Raw genomic sequence first — 18,896 nt, 5'->3', positions numbered from 1 at the left:
TCTGGCATGGACTGTGCTTGAAATGGTTCCATTCGAATCGAGTGGAGTAGGATGCGGCAGTTGAGCTTCATCCGGATAACAGGGAAATTCGAGCAAGTGGTTCATCTCAACGGCGAGGGGACACACGATGCCAGCGTTCACGTTTGAGAAGATTTCGCCGCCGGCGCGCCGCGGCCCGGCTGCAACGCCACCGAAGAAGCCGCGCGGCCTCATCAGCCAGATGATCGACCGTTTCGCCGAGCGCCGCGCGAGGCGCACCTTGCAGGATCAGCCCGTGATGCGCCGCGACGAGAAGCCGGCGGAGTAGGGCGGCAACGGCGATTCCGTCGGGCGGGCAAAGGGCGCGAAGCGCCGTGCCCACCATCATTCCGCGATTCTGGATTGACCTGCTTCGCTCTTCCTGCCCCGCGTCACCTCGCTCACCCTACCTTCCGCAGCAACAAACTGCTCCACCCCTCGATCCGCAGATGCTTCAGCGGCACGAGGCCTCGCGCGCGATAGGCGGCGATCACGGCGGGGGCCTGGTGCGTCAGCAGGCCGGAAAGGATGACGCGGGCGCCAGGCGCAAGGTGCCTTGCCATCGGGCTCGCCAATTGCCGGAGCGGATTGGCAAGGATGTTCGCGAGCACCAGGTCGAAGGGGCCCGCGCGCGCAAAATCCGGCGCAGCAAACCCCGTGGCGCGGATCACCCGCACATTGTTGCCGACCTCGTTCAGCGAGGCGTTCTCAGCCGCCACCCGCACCGAGGGCGGATCGATGTCGGAGGCAAGCACGGCGCGATGCAGCGCCTTCGCCGCTGCAATCGCCAGCACGCCGGTCCCGGTGCCGAGGTCGAGCACGTAGCGCGGCCGGGAACTCTTCAGGACATGGTCAAGCAGAAGTAAACAGCCACGCGTCGTGCCGTGGTGGCCGGTGCCAAAGGCAAGCGCCGCCTCGATCTCGATGGCCTGCTTGTTCGGCGCCACTCGGTCGCGGTCATGGCTGCCGTGCACGACGAAGCGCCCGGCCGGGACGGGGACGAGATCCTCCAGGCTGGCCTTGACCCAGTCCTTGGCCTCGACGATGTCGAAGGTGAGCGTCTCGGCAATCTCATTTCCTGCTGAAACTGCAACGAATTCGCGCAGCCAAGCCTGATCCGGCGCCTCGGCGAAATGGAGCGTGACGTCCCATTGTCCGTCCGGCCGCTCGAAGGCCGCGACCGCCGCATCGCCCTCGAAAAACACCTCGGTGAGCACGTCGACGACGCGCCTGGCGTCGGCCTCGCTGCCGATTGAAAAGCTGGCGCGATGGGTGGGGGAAGGCTGCATTCAAGGTTCCGTTGAGTTCAATTTTTGGAGCTTTTGGTGCCAATGTTCCCGACAATTTGCGGTTCCCGGATTCACTGGACCGAAGGTTCCACCCTGTACATTCTCTAGTGTTGAATCCAGCTAGCACAGCTTGGAGTTGAAACGGAGGCGAGTCTTGAAGCACATGGTTCAGAAGTTCTGGTCGGACGAGTCGGGTGCAACCGCGATCGAGTACGGTCTGATTGCCGCGGGTATCGCCCTGGCGATCATCACCGTGGTGAACGGCCTGGGCACCACCATGAACGAGAAGTTCGGTTCGATTAGCACCTCCTTGAAGTAATTTCCGCCTCCATTTCCCAAGGGGGCTGTTTTTTCGCAGAGGCTATTCCTGATCACCGCCCGCCAGGGAATTCCCTGGCGGGCGAGGTCGTTTCTGCAGCATCTGTTCTCTGCGGATATTCACAGGTTTTCCGCGGGCTTGCCGGGACCCTATCCACCGCTTTTCCCGCAATTGTCCCTACGATTTTCCACCGGCTTTCCCCAGGATCGGCCCCGACGGTCTTGCCCAGGCATCCTCCGCCCGACCACAGACCTTTCGACAGCCTGTCCACAAGCAATCCACAGACCTATCCACGGCTTCTGAACAGCGACCGGTGATCCCGCAGGATCGCCTGCGCCGCGTTGTGGCCGGGGGCGCCGGTAACGCCGCCGCCGGGATGGGCCCCGGAGCCGCAATGGTACAGGCCCTTCAGGGGCCCGCGATAATCGGCATGGCCCAGCATCGGCCGCGCCGAGAACAGCTGGTTCAGCGTCAGCGCGCCGTGGAAGATGTCGCCTCCCAGCAATCCGAACTGCCGTTCGAGATCGAGCGGGGACAGGATCTGGCGGCCGAGCACGCTCGCCGCAAAGCCGGGCGCGTATTTGTCCACCGTCGCGATCATGAGATCGGCGACCTCTTCGCGATGGTCGTCCCACGAGGTTCCATCGGGAAGCTCCGGGGCGACGTGCTGGCAGAACAGGCTCGCGACATGCTTGCCTGCGGGCGCCAGCGTGTCGTCGAGCGTCGAGGGAATCAGCATCTCGACGACGGGTTCGCGGCTCCAGCCCTGCGCCCGCGCATCGAGCCAGGCGCGGTCCATGTAGTCGAGGCTCGGCGCCAGGATGATGCCGGAAGAGAGATGATCGCCCTCGCCCGGCAGCGCCGTGAAGGAGGGCAGGTGGTCCAGCGCCACGTTCATGCGGAAGGTGCCGGAGCCGTTCTTCCAGTGCCGGATGCGGGCGAGGAAGTCCGCAGGGAGAGCGTCGGCCGCGACCAGCCGCGTGTAGAGCAGCTTTGGATTGACATTGGCCGCGACGTATTTCGCGCGGATCGTGTCGCCGTTCTCCAGCACGACGCCGACGGCGCGGTCGCGCTCGACGATGATCTCACGGACGCCGGCATCCGTTTCGATGGCAACGCCCCGGTCGCGTGCCGCGCGCGCCATCGCCTGCGTGATCGCGCCCATGCCGCCGATGGCGTGGCCCCAGACGCCCTTCTTGCCGTTCACCTCGCCGAAGGCATGATGCAGCATCACATAGGCCGAGCCGGCGGCGTAGGGGCTGGCATAGTTGCCGACGATGGCATCGAAGCCGAACAGCGCCTTGACCAGATCATGTTCGAAACGTTCGTCCAGCATTTCGCCGGCCGAACGGGTGAAGAGATCGAGCAGGCTGCGGCTCTGCTCCAATGTGAGACCGCGCAGGATGTTGGCGCTCTGGAGTGCATTCACGGCCTCGCGAATCGCGTTCGTGCCAAATCCGTCGAGCAGGTTCGGCGGCGCGCGCAGCACGAATTGCCTGAGCACGTCGGCGATGTCTTCCAATTCGCGCGAGAAGCCGTCGAGGGCCTCCGCATCATGCGCGCTGAGCCGGGCGACTGACGCTTTCGTCCGCCCCTCGCCGGTGAGGAGATAACTGCCGTCGGGCGCGGGCAGAAAATTCTGCGCGCGCCGTTCGACGATCCGCAGGCCGTGCTCGGCGAGCTTGAGGTCACGGATCACCTGCGGATTGAGCAGGCTCACGGTGTAGGCCGCGACCGAATTGCGGTATCCCGGATGAAACTCCTCCGTGACTGCGGCCCCGCCGACCACCTTGCGGCGCTCGACCACGCGCACCCGCAGGCCCGCCATCGCGAGATAGGCCGCACAAGTGAGGCCGTTGTGGCCAGCGCCGATGATGACGACGTCGGTTTCGCTCATGACTTCCTTGGCGTCATTCCGGGGCGATGCGCAGCATCGAACCCGGAATCTCGAGGTTCCCCGGTGCGCAATTGCGCACCTGAGGTCTGGTCCTTCGGACCGTCCCGGAATGACATCTCTACATCAAGCATTCCTCGCTGCAACATCACGCGCCCCTTTATTGCCCGTTCAGGCGCGGTGTGCTCCATTGCGCGCGGTCCGGCGCCCGCCGGGTTCGAGCCGGAGTTTTCATGGATTCCATCGTGCAACCCGCCGCCACGGAGCAGCCTTCGTCGTCGCGCAACCGGCTGCTGCTGACGGTCTACACTGCTGCGATCTTCGTCAGCGCGCTGCTGCTGTTCTCGGTGCAGCCGCTGTTCACGAAGATGGTGCTGCCGCGGCTCGGCGGCTCGCCGGCAGTGTGGTCGGTGGCGATGGTGTTCTTCCAGTCGCTGCTGCTGGCCGGTTACGCCTACGCGCATCTCTTGATGCAGGTGCGGCGCCGCATCGTTCCCGTCGCGGTGCATATGGCGCTGCTGATCGCAGCCTTCGCCACGCTGCCGCTCGGCATCGCCTCCGCCTATGGCGAGCCGCCCGCTTCGGGCTATGCGTTCTGGCTGCTCGGCCTGTTCGTGGTGTCGATCGGGCTGCCGTTCTTCGCGCTCGCCGCCAACAATCCGCTGCTGCAGGCCTGGTTCGTCCGCACCGGCCATCCCGCCGGGCACGATCCCTATTTCCTCTATGCCTCCTCCAACATCGGCAGCTTCCTCGCACTGTTGTCCTATCCGTTCCTGCTCGAGCCGATGTTCACGCTGCACATGCAGAACCGGTTCTGGACCGGCCTCTATGGCCTGTTGATCCTTCTCATCGGCGCCTGCGGCGTGCTGTTGTTGCGTTCGCCGAAGCTGGCGGAGGCCGATGCGCGGGCCGAGGACGTGAATGCGCCCGCGCCCGGCCTTGTGACGCGGCTGCGCTGGATCTTCCTCGCCGCGGTGCCGTCGGGCCTGCTCATCGCCGTTACCGCACACATCTCGACCGACGTCGCGGCGGCGCCGCTATTGTGGGTGCTGCCGCTGTCGCTGTATCTGCTGACCTGGGTCGTGGTGTTCCAGTCGCGGCCGCTGCTGCCGCACAAATGGATGCTGATGCTCCAACCGGTCGCCATTGCGGGCGTCGTCGTGCTGCTGGCTTTCGGCGGCGAGCAGAATCTGCTGCTGACGCTCGGCGGTCATCAATTGTGCTTCTTCGTCATCGCCATGGCCTGCCACGGCGAATTGGCGCGGACGCGGCCGGCCGCCAGATATCTCACCGGCTTTTATGTCGCGCTGTCGTTCGGCGGCATGGTCGGCGGCCTCTTTGCCGGCCTCGTTGCTCCATTCACCTTCTCGTGGATCGCCGAATATCCGATCCTGATCGCGCTTGCCGCGCTGTGCCGCCCCTCCGCGAACGAACGCCTTGCCGGCATCGTCAAATGGTACTGGCTGGCGCTCGCCGCGCTCGCGGTGGTGCTCATTGCGCCGTCATATATGACGGGCGACCTCTCGACCTGGTTCGAGGATCACCGCGTCTGGGTCGCCGGCGCCGTCGGCGTGCTCGCAGCGCTGCTCGCGCTGATCCTCGATGCCGGCCGCTGGAAGATCTTTGCCACCGTCGCGCTCGCGCTGGCGCTGATCCGTGTTTATCCCGCGGACGAAGGCCGCGTCACGACGGTGCGCAGCTTCTTCGGCGTGCACAAGATCGTGGTGACGCCGGGCGGCTATTTCCATGTGCTGATGCACGGCACCACCATTCATGGCGCCGAGCGCTTCCGCAACAATGACGGCACGTCGGTCATCGGCCGGCCCGAGCCGATCACCTATTATCACAAGGACGGCGGCATCGGTCAGGCTGTCAGTGCCATTCGCGAGCGCAAGGGCGCGCCGCTCAAGGTCGCCGCGATCGGCGTCGGCTCCGGCACGCTCGCCTGCGCCGCCGAGCCGGGGGAGAACTGGACCTTCTTCGAGATCGACCAGTCCATGGTCGACGCGGCGCGTGACCCCAGGAATTTCCGCTACATCTCGAGCTGCATGCCGGACATGAAGCCCGTCATCGGCGATGCGCGCCTCACCTTCGCGAAGGAGCCCGACGGCGCCTATGATCTCATCATCGTCGATGCCTATTCGTCCGATGCGATCCCGATCCACCTTGCGACCGAAGAGGCGATGATGATCTACAAGGACAAGCTCGCGCCGCACGGTGCGGTGGTGATGCACGTCTCCAACCGGCATCTGGATCTCGAGACCGTCGTGGTCGGCATTGCGGACGCCAATGATCTCGAGAGCTGGGTTTTCAACGAGGATTCCGGGCGCGATTCCGACTACATCTTCTCGACCGACGTCGTCATCTCCGCGCGCGAGGAGGCCGACATCGGCAGGCTCGCATCCTCCAAGCAATGGGTACAGACCGAAGCCGATGACAGGGTGCGGGTCTGGACCGACGACTATTCGAATATCCTCGGCGCGCTGTATCGGCGATTGCGGGACGGGGAGTAGGCTTCGCGCCTCAAGTGATCTCGTGCCCCGGACGCAGTGCAGCACGAAGTGGTGCGCTGCAGAGCCGGGGCCCATGGCGCGGCGTTCTGGGTCCCGGCTCTGCGCCGCACCGCTACGCGCTGCGTCGCGTCCGGGACACGAGATCTGGGTTTACGGCTCCACCGGCGTGCCCGCCGGCAGCGCGATCCCCTTCTCGCCGGCGATCTGCCGCAGCAGGTCCGGCCTGTCCGAGATGATCCCATCGACGCCGAGCTCGATCATGCGCGCCATGTCCTCGGGCTTGTTGACCGTCCAGACCACGACGCGCAATCCGAGCTCATGGGCCTCGGTGACCAGTGACGCGGTCACATCGCCGAAATGAGGCGACCAGATCGCGCCGCCTGCAGCCTTGACCGACCGTGGCAGCGAGCCGCCGTGATCGGCCGGGCTGAACCCCGCCGTCCAGTTCGTCGCCTTGTCGCGTGCCACCGTCTGGCCCGAGCCGCGCTGGAGCGTCAGGTACACGGTCGGAATCTTCGGTGCCTGCTGCTGGACGAGAAGCAGGGTACGCCAGTCGAACGACTGGATCATGATGCGGTCGGAGACTCCTTCGGTCTCGATCGCCCCGAGCAGCTTCGCGACGAAGGCCTGCGGATCAGGCGATTCATCTGGATGGTTGGGATCGATCTTGGTCTCGATGTTGAAGCGCACGTGCGTGTTGCCGGACTTGCGCACCAGCGCGAACAGCTCGCGCAAGGTGGGAATGCGTGTCCCCGGCACGGCCCGCTGGTCGGGGAACTGTTTTGCGTAGGCACTGTCCGGCCGGATCTGGCCGACGTCATAGGTCCTGACCTCGTCGAGCCGCAGTTTTACGAAAGGCGTGCCGGGCGGAGTGATATAGGCCCCATCGGGGCCACGTGCGAGATAGGGGTTGAGCCCGCGCTCATGCGAGATGACGATTTCGCCGTCGGCGGTGACACCGACGTCGAGCTCCAGCGTGTCCACACCCATCGACAGCGCATTGGCGAATGCGGGCAGGGTGTTTTCCGGCAACAGCGCCCGCCCGCCGCGATGGGCCTCGAGATTGAAGGCCACATCGGATCCCATGGCCCGTCCCGCTATCATAACGCACAGCGCAATCAGAATGGTCGTGGCACGTGACTTCATGGTGCCTCGGCCGGCGAGGGCGGTTGATGGTGGCCGCGTCAGTTCTGATAGTAATGGCCGCGCGGCTGGTAATACTGCCGGGGCTGCGGTTGGTAGTAGTAGCCCTGCTGGCCGTAGCCCTGGTCGTAATAGGTCCGCGGCTGCTGCTGCTGATAGACCTGCGTGTCGTAGAGCGGGCGGGTGGCCGAGCGCGGCGCCGGATAGCGCGCGCCGGTGTCGCTGCCATCGGCCGGATAGATGTAGTTGTCGTCCTGCGGCATGTAGCGGCGCGCGGGCTGCGCCGGCGGCGCCAGGTTCACGGGATCACCGGCGGTCGCGTATTGCTCTTCAGCCGGCTGCGGTGCGCGGGCCACCGCATTGGCGTTGCGGCCGCGCGGATTGCGGGCCAGTGCCACCTGCGCGGAGCCGGTCAGCGTCACCGTGGTGTTGAGCACGCCCTGCTGCTGAACCAGCGCATAGAGCGTCGAGGCATTCTGGCGTGACAGCCGCACGCAGCCATGGGAGGCGGGAGAGCCGAGCCGGCCGACCGAGTCCGTGCCGTGGATGGCGTGCCCGACCTTGGTGAAGAAGATCGCGTGCGGCATCGGCGCGTCGTCGAATTCCTTGGAATAGTGATCCTCTTCCATGCGGAAGGCGCGGAACGCGCCGTTCGGCGTCTCGCGCGAGGGGATGCCGGTCGACACCGGCCAGTGATAGCGCGCGACGCCGTCGACGGCGACGGTCATCTGCTGATTGTCCTTGTCGACGGTGATCTCGACCTTGGCCTGCGCGGCACCCGCGCTCAAAAGCAGAGATGAGGTGAAAGCAATGAAAAATGAACGCATCTGGAAACGCATATCAATCTCGGCCTCCGGCCTGTCCACGCTAGTCGCCGCGGCTCTCCGTCCCCGGCGTGCAATATGCCTGCAATCCGGCTTTCGTTCCAGCGAGCTGCCGGCCCATCGTTAACGCGATGCCTGATGTAAGCAAGGCCGCTCTGTGCCGCGCCACGCGCGGCAGCGCTGACATTTTCGCGAGCGGAGGCGCGTTCACAACGTCGACAATTCGTCACAAAGGCGCAACCATTCCGCCGCGCGGCGCGTTGGTGATGTCCTGTCTCGACAGGCTGCACGTCCGCCGCCGTTTACCTCTTTCCTTCCCCTGGGGACCGAAAATGAACAAAGCCCGTCTCGCCGCCGCGCCATTGCCGGCCAGTCTGCCCGTCCGCCTGCTGTTCGCCGCCGCCGCCATCCTGCTGGCGTTGTTGGCGCTACCGCAAGTCAGTCATGCCCAGGGCATCGTGCGCGGTGCGCAGGAGGGCTCTTATGAAGGCAACCGCATCGGCGGGCCCGTGGGCGGCGCAGTCGGCGGCGTCGTCGGCGCCGGCGTTGGCGGGGCCGTCGGTGCAGTCGAGGGCGTGCTCGGCATTCCCCACCGCCACTACCGTCACCGCTGTCGCGGATATTACGACCGCCATCACCGCTTCCATTGCTATCGGTGAGTCGACCGGCGGGATTCCGGGCTCGCGCTGCGCGCGCCCCGGAATGACGACGGCAATCAGTTCTTCAGCCGGTATCCCGTCCGGAAGATCCACCAGATCACGACCAGGCAGATCACCAGGAACGCCAGCGTCATGCCGATGCTGACGGACATGCTGACGTCCGCGATCTCATAGAAACTCCAGCGGAAGCCGGAAATCAGATAGACCACCGGGTTGAGCAGCGCGACCGTGCGCCAGGTCGGCGGCAGCATGTCGATGGAATAGAAGCTGCCGCCGAGGAAGGTCAGCGGCGTCACCACCAGCATCGGGATCATCTGCAGCTTTTCGAAGCCGTCGGCCCAGATGCCGATGATGAATCCGAACAGGCTGAACGTCACCGCCGTCAGCACCAGGAAGGCCAGCATCCAGACCGGATGCTGGATGTGCAGCGGCACGAACAGGCCGGCGGTCGCCAGGATGATGAGGCCCAGAATGATCGACTTGGTCGCGGCGGCGCCGACATAGCCGAGCACGATCTCGAAATAGGAGATCGGCGCCGACAGGATCTCGTAGATCGTGCCGGTGAATTTCGGGAAGTAGATGCCGAAGGAGGCGTTGGCGATGCTCTGGGTCAGCACCGAGAGCATGATCAGGCCCGGCACGATGAAGGTGCCGTAGCTGACGCCCTCGACCTGGCTGATGCGCGAGCCGATCGCGGCGCCGAACACCACGAAATAGAGCGAAGTCGAGACCACAGGCGAGACGATGCTTTGCAGCAGCGTGCGCCAGGTGCGCGCCATTTCGAACAGGTAGATGGCGCGGATGGCGCGGTGATTCATGACGTCCTCACGAGATCGACGAAGATGTCCTCGAGCGACGATTGCGTCGTGTCGAGGTCGTTGAAGCGGATGCCGGCGGTGCGGAGGTCGCCGAGCAGGCTGGTGATGCCGGTGCGCTCGCCCTGGGTGTCGTAGTCGTAGACCAGCGTCGCGCCGTTATCGCAGAGCTCGAGCTCATAGTGGCGAAGGCTCTCCGGCAGCGAGACGATCTTGCCCTGCAGATGCAGCGTCAGGCGCTTCTTGCCGAGCTTCTGCATCAAGGTCGTCTTGTCCTCGACCAGCACGATCTCGCCCTTGTTGATGACGCCGATGCGGTCGGCCATCTCCTCGGCCTCCTCGATGTAGTGCGTGGTGAGGATGATGGTGACGCCGGACTGCTGAAGCCCGCGCACCACCTCCCACATGCCCTTGCGCAGCTCGACATCGACGCCGGCGGTGGGCTCGTCCAGGAACAGGATCTGCGGCTCGTGCGACAGCGCTTTGGCGATCATCACGCGACGCTTCATGCCGCCGGAGAGCGTGATGATCTTGCTGTCCTTCTTGTCCCACAGCGAGAGGTCCTTCAGTACCTTCTCGATATGTTCGGGATTTTTCGGCTTGCCGAACAGGCCGCGCGAGAAGCTCACGGTCGCCCACACGCTCTCGAAGGCATCGGTATGCAATTCCTGCGGCACGAGGCCGATCAGCGAGCGCGCCTTGCGGTAGGAGGTCTGGATGTCCTCGCCGCTGACCAAAACCTTGCCTTGGCTCGGGTTGGCGATGCCGCAGATGATCGAGATCAGCGTGGTCTTGCCGGCCCCGTTGGGGCCGAGCAGCGCAAAAATCTCGCCGCGCTTGATGTCGAGATTGACGTTCTTGAGCGCCTTGAAGCCGGACCCATAGGTCTTCGACAGATTGGCGACGGAAATGATGGAAGACATGATGGCCGGCGGGCTGGGGAGGGAAAGGGGAACGCCGGACCCACTCGGAAAGGCGGGTCGGCGGAGCCCTGAAATAGGAACGCTGTTGTTGGCCCGCAATTCCCCGGAGAAAAATGGTCTCAAAACAGGCCATTCAGTGGCATGTTCCGGGCAAGTGTTGCGCGATGGTCACGGCTTGCTGCGAAGATTGTCGCTCACGCGGCTCTTTGTTGCGTCTGCGAGTGGGCCGTGGCTACGATTCCTGCTAATCGCTAAGCGTATTGTCTCCAGGGAAAAAATCGATGAGACCGAACGGCCGTCACACCGCCGGCGCCAGCCAGTTGTCCACCCTCCGTGTGTGGGCGATGGGCCTGCTCCTGCTGTCAGCTGTTGCCATCAGCCCGACCACCGCCAAGGCCGCGCCGAGCCAGGCCGCGGTGGCGACCACGCATGTCTACCTGCTCCGCGGCGTGCTCAACATATTCTCGCTCGGGCTCGACACGATCGGCGCCCGGCTCCAGGCGCAGGGCATCCCGGTGACCGTCGCCAATTTCGTGTCCTGGTCCTCGCTCGCCGATGAAGCGGCAGCCGCCTACAGGGCCGGCCGGCTCAAGACCATCATCCTGGTCGGCCATTCCTCCGGTGCAACTGCGCTGCCGGACATGATCGCCAAGCTCAATCAGCTCGGCGTGCCCGTGAGGCTCGCGATCGGCCTCGATTCCGTGTTCAAGACCAAGCTCACGACCGGCGCCGAGCGCTACATCAACATCTATATCGGCGACGGTCCCGGCGAGCCGGTGCGGGCCGCAGCGGGCTTCCGCGGCAAGCTCGACAATGTCGACGTCCGCGGCACCGGCGTCGGCCACATCTCGATCGACAAGAACGAGGCGATCCAGCGTCGGGTCATCGCCGAGATCGACGCTGCCATCATGCGCTCGCGCGTACCGGCAGCGCCCGTCGCCGAACCCCGCACGCCGCGACAGGCACGCTCGGCGGCGGCGACCGCTCCCGCGAGGAACTGAGCTCTTTGCGCGACGGACTCGTCGCGCAGCTGTCCCGTGGCCTGGCCGAAACGGCGCGATTGCAACCGGCTCAAAAGCAGGCAAGCGATGGGTCGGAAGCGGCCCCACCCGGCAGGTCACAGAGTCTTGATGCGCGCGGCGGTGCGTCGCGTTCCAGTTCCCGCGCCCCAAAATCCGCTAAATCGGGCGTCACTAAGCGGGTCAGGGGAGGCCTCTGCCTCTCGCGGGTGGGACTGCTGGACTGATGATTGATTTGAGGCGGCTCCTCGTGCTGGCAGCGGTTGCGCTGCTCGCCTTCGGCACCGGCACGGCCGCTGCCACACCAGCCAAGTCCAAGACCAACGCGGCCGCCCCCGCCGCGCCGCCGCCGTTCGAGCCATTGCCGCCGCCAAAAATCTACCTGTTCCGCGGCGCCATGGGTCCGATCTTCTCGACCGGCATGGATCGGCTCGAAGAGAAACTAACCAAGGCTGGCTTCTCGGCCAACGTCTACGAATTCACCATCTGCCGGTGGATCGGCGATCGCGCCATCTCCAGCTATAAGGAATCGCCGGCGCCGATCGTGCTGATCGGCCACTCCATGGGCGGCCTGTGCTCGATCGTCATCTCCGAGATGGCGGCCAAGGAGAACATCCCGATCAGCCTCGTCATCGCCATCGATCCGGCGCATGCGACCGGCGACGTGCCGCTCAACGTCGAGCGCTTCATCAACATCTTCCTTTCCGACAGCGTGCTCGGCGGCGGCGACGTCGTGGCCGTGCCCGGCTTTCGCGGCCATTATGCGAGCTACGACCTGAAGGAAAACTCGCGCGTCAGCCACATCAACATCGAGAAGTCCGACGACATCCATCGCCAGATCGTCGAGATGGTGACGCAGCTCCCGCGCATCCCGCCGCAAACCCAGGCCGATGCCGTGCCGCTGCGCTACCTCGTGCCGGCGGACACGCTGGTCGAATTGTGGGACAGCGGCGTGCGGGTGCCGGTGCGCCGCGGCGACACCATGGAGAGCATCGCCGCAGCCAATCGCGTGCCGCTGTGGACGCTCGCGCAGAGCAACTCCCTGCCGGAAAACGCGCAGCTCACCCCGGGGCAAAGCATCATCGTCCCGCGTCACCTGACGCCGCCGGAGCCTGCGGCGGCGATGGCGGTGCCACCGCCGGCGGTGGGTGGACGAAAATAGCGTGCTTCATCGCTGCGAAAGCAGCGTGCATCGAGCGAGTGGCTGTTCCGCAATTCGTCATGCCCGGGCTTGTCCCGCCTGCGCGGCCGAAGTCGCTTCGGAGGCGAGGGCAGAGCAGTGATCAAACGTTCGACCCGTTGATCGCGTCGATCACGGCGTCGGTCACTTCCCTGGTGGTGGCCTTGCCGCCGACATCCGGCGTCAGCACGCCGGCCGCGCAGACGCGCTCGACGGCGGCCATCAGCCTTGAGGCGGCATCCTTCTCGCCGAGATGCTCGAGCATCTGGACGCCTGTCCAGAAAGTCGCGACCGGGTTGGCGATGCCCTTGCCGGTAATGTCGAAGGCCGAACCGTGGATCGGCTCGAACATCGAGGGGAAGCGGCGCTGCGGATCGATGTTGGCGGTCGGCGCAACTCCGAGGCTTCCGGCCAGCGCACCGGCGAGATCCGAGAGGATATCGGCGTGGAGATTGGTCGCCACGATGGTATCGAGGCTCTTCGGATGCAGCGTCATGCGCACAGTCATGGCGTCGACCAGCATCTTGTCCCAGCTGACGTCGGGGAATCCACCGGCAACCTCGGCCGCGATCTCGTCCCACATCACCATGCCATGGCGCTGCGCGTTCGACTTGGTCACGACGGTCAGCAGCTTGCGCGGACGCGACTGCGCGAGCTGGAACGCGTAGCGCATGATCCGCGTCACGCCGACGCGGGTGAAGACCGCCACTTCCGTGCCGACCTCCTCCGGCAGGCCCCTGTGGGCGCGGCCGCCCATGCCGGCATATTCGCCTTCCGAGTTCTCGCGCACGATCACCCAGTCGAGGTCGCCGACGCCGACATTGCGCAGCGGCGAGGCCACGCCCGGCAGGATCTTTGTCGGCCGCACATTGGCGTATTGGTCAAAGCCCTGGCAGATCGGCAGCCGCAGGCCCCATAGCGTGATGTGGTCGGGCACGTCAGGGGCGCCGACCGCGCCGAAATAGATCGCGTCGAACTTTTTCAGCTCGCTGAGGCCGTCGGCCGGCATCATCACGCCGTGCTTCTTGTAATAGTCGGAGCCCCAGTCGAACGTCTTGACGTTGAAGGCGAGGTCGCCGCTGCGTTTGGCCAGCGCCTCCAGCACGCGGACACCGGCCGAGATCACCTCGGGGCCGATGCCGTCGGCGGGGATGGCTGCGATCGAATGGGTGCGCATGGGAATGCTCCATCGGAGGAAATCAGCGGAACTGCGCCGGCGGATCAGGACCGGCCGGCGGCGAGTCCCGGCTGGACCGCCAAGCCGAACCAATTCGCGCTGGCTTATACAGAAAACGATGCGCTATGACATCAGTCCAGCGAGAAAGCAGGATGCGATGACTGAACAGAAGGCGTCGGGCGCATTGCGGGTTGCCATTGCCGGGATGGGCTCGATCGGCACCAAGATCGCGACCGCGCTCGACCAGGGCATCGAGGGCCTGGTGCTGTCGGCGGTCGCGGTGCGCGATCCCGCAAAGCATCAGGCGTTCATCAACGGCCTGCGCCGTGCGCCGCAAATCCTGCCGCTCGACCAGCTCGGCGATGCCGCCGATATCGTGGTCGAGTGCGCGCCGAGCAGTCAGCTGCGCGCGATCGTCGAGCCCGCGGTGAAGCGCGGCAGGGCCGCGGTCGTCGTCAGCGTCGGCGGATTGCTCGACAATTTCGATCTCGTCGATCTCGCCCGCGCCAATGGCGGCCGCATCCTCGTGCCGACCGGCGCGCTGATCGGGCTCGATGCCGTGAACGCCGCCGCGATAGGCACCATCCATTCGGTGAGGATGGTGACGCGCAAGCCGATCGACGGGCTGAAGGGCGCGCCGTTCATCGTGCAGAACAATATCGACATCGGCAATCTGCGCGAGCCGCTCAAGCTGTTCGAGGGCACGGCGCGCGAGGCCGCGAAGGGCTTTCCGGCCAATCTCAACGTCGCGGTCGCGCTGTCGCTTGCGGGCGTCGGGCCCGACCGCACGATGGTGCAGATCTGGGCCGACCCGACCGTGACGCGCAACGTTCACCGCATCGAGGTCGAGGCGGATTCGGCGCGGTTTTCGATGTCGATCGAGAACGTCCCGTCCGAAAATCCCAAGACCGGGCTGATCACGGCGCTCTCGGTGATCGCGCTCTTGCGCAAGCAGCGCGCCACGCTTTGCGTCGGGACGTGAGCATCAAGCGCCCGTCACGCGCCAGATTACGTTGCCGACGTCGTCCGCCATCAGCAGCGATTTCTTGTCCTGCCCGATCGTGACGCCGACCGGGCGGCCGTAGGATTCCCTCTCGTCCGGGGACAGGAAGCCCGACAGAATGTCGCGACCGGGGCCGGAGGGCTTGCCGTTCTCGAATGGGATGAACACCAGCTTGTAGCCGGACAGCTTGCTGCGATTCCACGAGCCGTGCTGGCCGATCACCATGCCGTCGGGGAAGCCGGGCAGGGTGCCCGCGGGCATCCAGCACAGGCCGAGCGAGGCGGTGTGGCCGCCGAGCGCGTAGTCCGGTTGAAGCGCCTTGGCGACCATTGCCGGATCCTGCGGCACGCGGTCGTCCACCGTCCTGCCCCAGTAGCAATAGGGCCAGCCATAGAAGCCGCCGTCGCGCACCGAGGTGAGATAATCCGGCGGCGTTTCGTCGCCGAGGCCGTCGCGCTCGTTGACGACGGTCCAGAGCACATTCGTGTTCGGCTCCCATGCCAATCCAACCGGGTTGCGCAGGCCGGCACCAAAAATCCGATGCGTGCCGGCGACGAGGTCGAGCTCGTAGACCGCGGCGCGGCCTTCCTCGACCTCCATGCCCATCTCGGCGATGTTGCTGAGCGAGCCGACGCCGGCATACAGCTTCTTGCCGTCGGGGCTTGCCAGAAGACTGCGCGTCCAGTGTCCGCCCGGCTTGAACGTCGTGAGCCGCTTGCCCGGGGCGGTGATGCGGTCGGCGTTCGCGACGTAGGGAAAAGCCATCACGCCGTCGGTGTTGCCGACATAGAAGGTGTCGCCGACCAGCGCCATGCCGAAGGGCTGGCTGAGATTCTCCATGAAGGCGCCGCGATATTCGGCGACGCCGTCGCCGTCCTTGTCGCGCAAGAGCGTGATGCGGTTGGCGGAAACGCCGAGCGCCGCGGCGCGCCGCATCGTCGCCTGCATCGCATAGTGAAACACGGTGCGCGGGGGGCCTGCGATCTGCGTTGCTTCCGCGATCAGCACGTCGCCATTGGGCAGCACCTCGATCCAGCGCGGATGGTCGAGGCCGGTCGCGAACGCATTGACCTTGAGTCCGGGCGCGACCGTCGGCTTCTGGCCCTCGCGCCAGCCGCGCGCGCTCGGCATCTTCAGGGTCGGGATCGCGCCTTGCGGCTTCGCCTCGGGAATGGCCGGCTTCTCGCCCCAGGCAGGTGCGGGCTCCGTGCCCGAGAGTTTTCGCCATTGCAGCGCGATGCCGCCGATGAACGCGACGAACTGCGCGAAGATGCTGGAAAACGTCATGAGAAGCCCCTTTGTGCGCGCGCATCCAACTGGCTGACGGGGCAGACGTCAACCTGTGCGGCGCGCCGCCGGGGCCTATTCCCATGGAATGGCAGCCGATCGAATTTGCATGGGACGGACGCGGCGTTTGCGCCGGAGATCAGCGGCCGATCTGCCGCTCCAGCTGCCGTGCCGCGCGAAAATCATCCAGGTGATGGACGTTCGGCGCCAGCGCGGCCTCCCTGGACAGGAGATGATACACCCGCGCCACCGTGCGCTGCTTCTGCTTGGTCCGCCCGGGCGGCAACGCCCGCGCCTTGCGGACGGCGGCAATCGCATGCGCGCGGAAATAATCGTAGGCGTCCGACATGGCTCGATACTCTGCGGTCGCTGCAGGTGTCGAGGGGTAACGGGCGAGCGAAGGCGCGGTTCCTTGGCGAAGATTTCGCACCTCGCATGTCGCTTTGCTCATGCGGGCGACAGGTCTCGCGCTTGGGAGCTTACCGAGGCGACAGGAACGGAATGATCATCGGAACGCGGCGGCAATAGGCGCCGTAGGCGTCTTCGCCGAGCTCCTTGGAGAGGAACACCTCTTCCATCCGGCCCTTCTGCCACATGCCGAGCGAGATCAGGATGGCGCCGAGCATAGCAGTCACGGTGCCGACCGCGATGCCGGTCGCAAGCATGCCGGCGATCAGGCCGGTATAGATCGGGTGGCGCACGATGCCGTAGGGTCCGGTGTCGATGACGCGGTGATCTTCCTTGTGGGTGATGGTGTTCGACCAGAACTTGCCGAGATGCAGGCGGCCCCACCACGTGAAGGAGATGCCGGCGAGCACGATCAGGGCCGTGATGTAGACGCCCAGGTCGCTGAACACCCAGAGCGGCTTTTCGTTCAGCACTTCGGCGGTCCAGGGCGTGAACAGGATGCCGCCGACCAGGATCGGGATTCGATAGCGGCCGGACTCAAGCGTCATCACCTGCTTCTGCGTGCGCCCCTGCCAGAACGAGGCGCCGACCCAGCTGGCGAGCCAGGCGAGCCAGATCAGGGCGAGCAGTTGCGTCGGCCAGGTCGTGGTCCACCCACCCCAGGCGACAGAGAGAAGCTTGCTGAAATCGAAGGACATGAAGGTTCTTTGCGTTGGGCGGAGCGATCAGCTCGCGCGCGAGGAGAGCGCGTGATGCTTGATGGTGCCGGAGGCCTGCTGACCGTTGCGGGCGAGCAGATGGGTGATGGTTTCGCGCAACACCGGCTCGATCGGACGCGGCGAATAGCCGAGCTCGGTGCGCGCCTTGCCGATCGAGAGGTCGCTCGCGGCGAGCGCGATGCGCACGCCCTCGGCGGTGCCGTTGGGCGGCCGGCGGGTGACGTGATCGGCGATGTATTCGAGCATGATCGCGGAGAGCTCGGCGATCTTTCCGGGCACGACGATCGGAAACTGCCGGCGGCCGCTCATCGCCGACATCATCCGCAGGATGTTGCCGAGCGGGACGCAGTCGCCGCCGAGAATGTAGCGCTGGCCGAGGCGGCCGCGTTCCATGGTCAGCACGAGGCCCATGGCGACGTCGCGGACGTCGACCAGGTTGACCAGGAAGTCGAGATGCGGCTGCACCTTCTTCTGGAGGAAGTACCAGAGCATCGCGGTCGGCGGCGTCAGATTGTGGTCGGCAGCGCCGATCGGCATGGTCGGTGTGCCGATCACGAGCGGGAAGCCCGTGGCCGCCGCCTTTGCGGCATGATGCTCGGCGAGCGATTTCGACCGCGTATAGGCGCCGGGCATCGCGTCGGCCGGTTGCAGCGCCTCTTCGGCGGGAACGCCCTTGAGGTCGGAATAGGGGAACAGGATCGATTCGGTCGAGCAGTGCAGGAAGCGCGAGACGCCGCGCTTCATTGCCGCCGCGAGCACGATTTCGGTGCCGCGGCAATTGACGTCGTGAAAGTCCTGCTTGTTGGCGACCCACATGCCGGGCAGGCCGGCGAGGTGATAGACCTGATCGATACCGACCATCGCAGCATCGACCGCGGCGCCGTCCAGCACCGAGCCGTGGACGTGTTCAGCGTCTGCGGTCGGCACGCGGACATCGAGAATACGGACCCGCTGCCCACGGGCGCGGAGCGCTTCTACGAGATGATGTCCGATGAAGCCACTGCCACCGGTAACCAGGACGAGAGCCATGCAGAAGGTTGCTGTTCGCTTTTGGGGTTATCGGGTTGAAAGGGAATTGGTCGGAAGAGGCGCCAGAATCGCGGCAAGGTCGCGACGGAAGCCCAAGGCAATGAACAATTTTGCCATCACGAACATCGGTCCAAGCAAAAGATGCGAAGGAAAAGTGAACAACGAGGCCTCGCGGCCCTCGAAAACCTTGTGGCCGATGGTCTGCGCGGCGAGGCCGAGCACCACCAGCGTGGCGAAAATCGTCCACATCGTCGCGGTGCTGACTTGCGCCGCAGTGGTGGTCGCAACCGAAAATAGCACGATGGAGACGGCCAGAATGCCGAGCCCGAGCGCCGTGTCGAGCAGCAGCCAATAAATCAATACCGGCAAGGCAAGGATCACCGCCAGACTGACGTCGAAACCGAGCAGCGGAAGCTTGACCAGAGTCAGCGGCAGCACGGCGCCGGTGAACAGCAACAAAATGCCGACCACATGCATCGCCGTGTTCCGGGGATCGCGATGGTACTCGACGTAAACGGCAAGTTGGCGCTGAAAAAAGCCACGCATTTCGGTCTCATGCAGCACGGGGACGGGAAGGGCGAATAGAGGCTATAGCACTGGACCGGACGGTGCACAAACCGGCGCTTTTGTCGCGCCAGGCCGTGTTGCGCGCCCCCGGACAGGCTGCAAAACGTCAG

The 18,896-nt window shown here is 65.2% G+C and carries 19 protein-coding genes; 7 read left to right on the top strand and 12 right to left on the bottom strand.

The features are described from left to right. Positions 1 to 127 precede the first annotated feature (127 nt). Positions 128 to 307: a hypothetical protein gene (locus tag ACSHT2_RS13360; RefSeq protein WP_319328299.1), complete on the top strand. Its 180-nt coding sequence runs from the start codon at positions 128 to 130 to the stop codon at positions 305 to 307. Positions 308 to 419: 112 nt separating this feature from the next. Here the strand turns inward: ACSHT2_RS13360 and ACSHT2_RS13355 are convergent, their stop codons facing one another. After that, complete coding sequence (locus ACSHT2_RS13355) at positions 420 to 1,307, bottom strand: 50S ribosomal protein L11 methyltransferase (RefSeq protein ID WP_440641967.1); 888 nt, start codon at positions 1,305 to 1,307, stop codon at positions 420 to 422. Positions 1,308 to 1,470: 163 nt separating this feature from the next. Here ACSHT2_RS13355 and ACSHT2_RS13350 point away from each other — a divergent pair, with 163 nt between their 5' ends. Beyond that, positions 1,471 to 1,626: a Flp family type IVb pilin gene (locus ACSHT2_RS13350; protein ID WP_440642831.1), complete on the top strand. Its 156-nt coding sequence runs from the start codon at positions 1,471 to 1,473 to the stop codon at positions 1,624 to 1,626. A 286-nt stretch (positions 1,627 to 1,912) separates the two neighbouring features. Here the strand turns inward: ACSHT2_RS13350 and ACSHT2_RS13345 are convergent, their stop codons facing one another. After that, complete coding sequence (locus tag ACSHT2_RS13345) at positions 1,913 to 3,523, bottom strand: phytoene desaturase family protein (RefSeq protein WP_440641966.1); 1,611 nt, start codon at positions 3,521 to 3,523, stop codon at positions 1,913 to 1,915. Positions 3,524 to 3,753: 230 nt separating this feature from the next. Between ACSHT2_RS13345 and ACSHT2_RS13340 the strand changes: the two genes are divergently transcribed. Next, a complete protein-coding gene (locus ACSHT2_RS13340) occupies positions 3,754 to 6,033 on the top strand; it encodes a fused MFS/spermidine synthase (RefSeq protein WP_440641965.1) in 2,280 nt (759 codons plus the stop codon). A gap of 150 nt (positions 6,034 to 6,183) precedes the next feature. Here ACSHT2_RS13340 and ACSHT2_RS13335 read toward each other — a convergent pair whose 3' ends face one another. Both ACSHT2_RS13335 and ACSHT2_RS13330 read right to left on the bottom strand, forming a co-directional pair. After that, positions 6,184 to 7,119 carry a glycerophosphodiester phosphodiesterase gene (locus tag ACSHT2_RS13335; protein WP_440641964.1) on the bottom strand — a complete coding sequence of 312 codons (936 nt, stop codon included), beginning with the start codon at positions 7,117 to 7,119 and terminating at the stop codon, positions 6,184 to 6,186. Positions 7,120 to 7,217: 98 nt separating this feature from the next. Continuing rightward, entirely contained in the window at positions 7,218 to 8,003 is a 786-nt protein-coding gene (locus ACSHT2_RS13330) for a L,D-transpeptidase (protein ID WP_440641963.1), read from the bottom strand. Between the two features lie 329 nt (positions 8,004 to 8,332). Here ACSHT2_RS13330 and ACSHT2_RS13325 point away from each other — a divergent pair, with 329 nt between their 5' ends. After that, positions 8,333 to 8,659, top strand: coding sequence for a hypothetical protein (locus tag ACSHT2_RS13325; protein WP_440641962.1), 327 nt, complete (start codon positions 8,333 to 8,335; stop codon positions 8,657 to 8,659). Between the two features lie 56 nt (positions 8,660 to 8,715). Here the strand turns inward: ACSHT2_RS13325 and ACSHT2_RS13320 are convergent, their stop codons facing one another. Next, positions 8,716 to 9,477 carry an ABC transporter permease gene (locus tag ACSHT2_RS13320; protein WP_028178298.1) on the bottom strand — a complete coding sequence of 254 codons (762 nt, stop codon included), beginning with the start codon at positions 9,475 to 9,477 and terminating at the stop codon, positions 8,716 to 8,718. After that, positions 9,474 to 10,397: an ABC transporter ATP-binding protein gene (locus ACSHT2_RS13315; protein WP_440641961.1), complete on the bottom strand. Its 924-nt coding sequence runs from the start codon at positions 10,395 to 10,397 to the stop codon at positions 9,474 to 9,476. The genes ACSHT2_RS13320 and ACSHT2_RS13315 overlap by 4 nt, the downstream gene beginning before the upstream one ends. A 281-nt stretch (positions 10,398 to 10,678) precedes the next feature. Here ACSHT2_RS13315 and ACSHT2_RS13310 point away from each other — a divergent pair, with 281 nt between their 5' ends. Both ACSHT2_RS13310 and ACSHT2_RS13305 read left to right on the top strand, forming a co-directional pair. After that, the gene (locus ACSHT2_RS13310; protein ID WP_440641960.1) at positions 10,679 to 11,398 is read left to right on the top strand and encodes a hypothetical protein; all 720 of its coding nucleotides are present in this window, start codon (positions 10,679 to 10,681) and stop codon (positions 11,396 to 11,398) included. Between the two features lie 244 nt (positions 11,399 to 11,642). Next, positions 11,643 to 12,578: a LysM peptidoglycan-binding domain-containing protein gene (locus tag ACSHT2_RS13305; RefSeq protein WP_440641959.1), complete on the top strand. Its 936-nt coding sequence runs from the start codon at positions 11,643 to 11,645 to the stop codon at positions 12,576 to 12,578. Positions 12,579 to 12,699: 121 nt separating this feature from the next. On the opposite strand, the gene ACSHT2_RS13300 is transcribed toward ACSHT2_RS13305, so the two are convergent. After that, positions 12,700 to 13,773: a tartrate dehydrogenase gene (locus ACSHT2_RS13300; protein ID WP_440641958.1), complete on the bottom strand. Its 1,074-nt coding sequence runs from the start codon at positions 13,771 to 13,773 to the stop codon at positions 12,700 to 12,702. Between the two features lie 157 nt (positions 13,774 to 13,930). On the opposite strand from ACSHT2_RS13300, the gene ACSHT2_RS13295 reads away from it, so the two are divergent. Then, positions 13,931 to 14,755 (top strand): aspartate dehydrogenase, encoded by an 825-nt coding sequence (locus ACSHT2_RS13295; RefSeq protein ID WP_440641957.1) that lies wholly within the window; start codon positions 13,931 to 13,933, stop codon positions 14,753 to 14,755. A gap of 3 nt (positions 14,756 to 14,758) precedes the next feature. On the opposite strand, the gene ACSHT2_RS13290 is transcribed toward ACSHT2_RS13295, so the two are convergent. From ACSHT2_RS13290 to ACSHT2_RS13270, 5 genes are all read right to left on the bottom strand, one after another. Then, on the bottom strand, positions 14,759 to 16,063 hold the full coding sequence (locus ACSHT2_RS13290) for a PQQ-dependent sugar dehydrogenase (RefSeq protein ID WP_440641956.1): 1,305 nt from the start codon (positions 16,061 to 16,063) through the stop codon (positions 14,759 to 14,761). Positions 16,064 to 16,202: 139 nt separating this feature from the next. After that, on the bottom strand, positions 16,203 to 16,412 hold the full coding sequence (locus ACSHT2_RS13285; RefSeq protein WP_440641955.1) for a hypothetical protein: 210 nt from the start codon (positions 16,410 to 16,412) through the stop codon (positions 16,203 to 16,205). Between the two features lie 130 nt (positions 16,413 to 16,542). Then, positions 16,543 to 17,169 carry a methyltransferase family protein gene (locus ACSHT2_RS13280; protein ID WP_440641954.1) on the bottom strand — a complete coding sequence of 209 codons (627 nt, stop codon included), beginning with the start codon at positions 17,167 to 17,169 and terminating at the stop codon, positions 16,543 to 16,545. A 27-nt stretch (positions 17,170 to 17,196) separates the two neighbouring features. Further along, positions 17,197 to 18,219: an NAD-dependent epimerase/dehydratase family protein gene (locus tag ACSHT2_RS13275; RefSeq protein WP_440641952.1), complete on the bottom strand. Its 1,023-nt coding sequence runs from the start codon at positions 18,217 to 18,219 to the stop codon at positions 17,197 to 17,199. Between the two features lie 27 nt (positions 18,220 to 18,246). After that, a complete protein-coding gene (locus tag ACSHT2_RS13270; protein WP_440641951.1) occupies positions 18,247 to 18,765 on the bottom strand; it encodes an Mpo1 family 2-hydroxy fatty acid dioxygenase in 519 nt (172 codons plus the stop codon). Positions 18,766 to 18,896: the final 131 nt, after the last annotated feature.

Origin of the sequence: Bradyrhizobium sp. PUT101 (genome assembly GCF_052043945.1) — a bacterium.
Taxonomy (GTDB): domain Bacteria; phylum Pseudomonadota; class Alphaproteobacteria; order Rhizobiales; family Xanthobacteraceae; genus Bradyrhizobium.
Note: the sequence above shows the minus strand (reverse complement) of the source record. Positions and strands in the feature narration are given on the sequence as shown.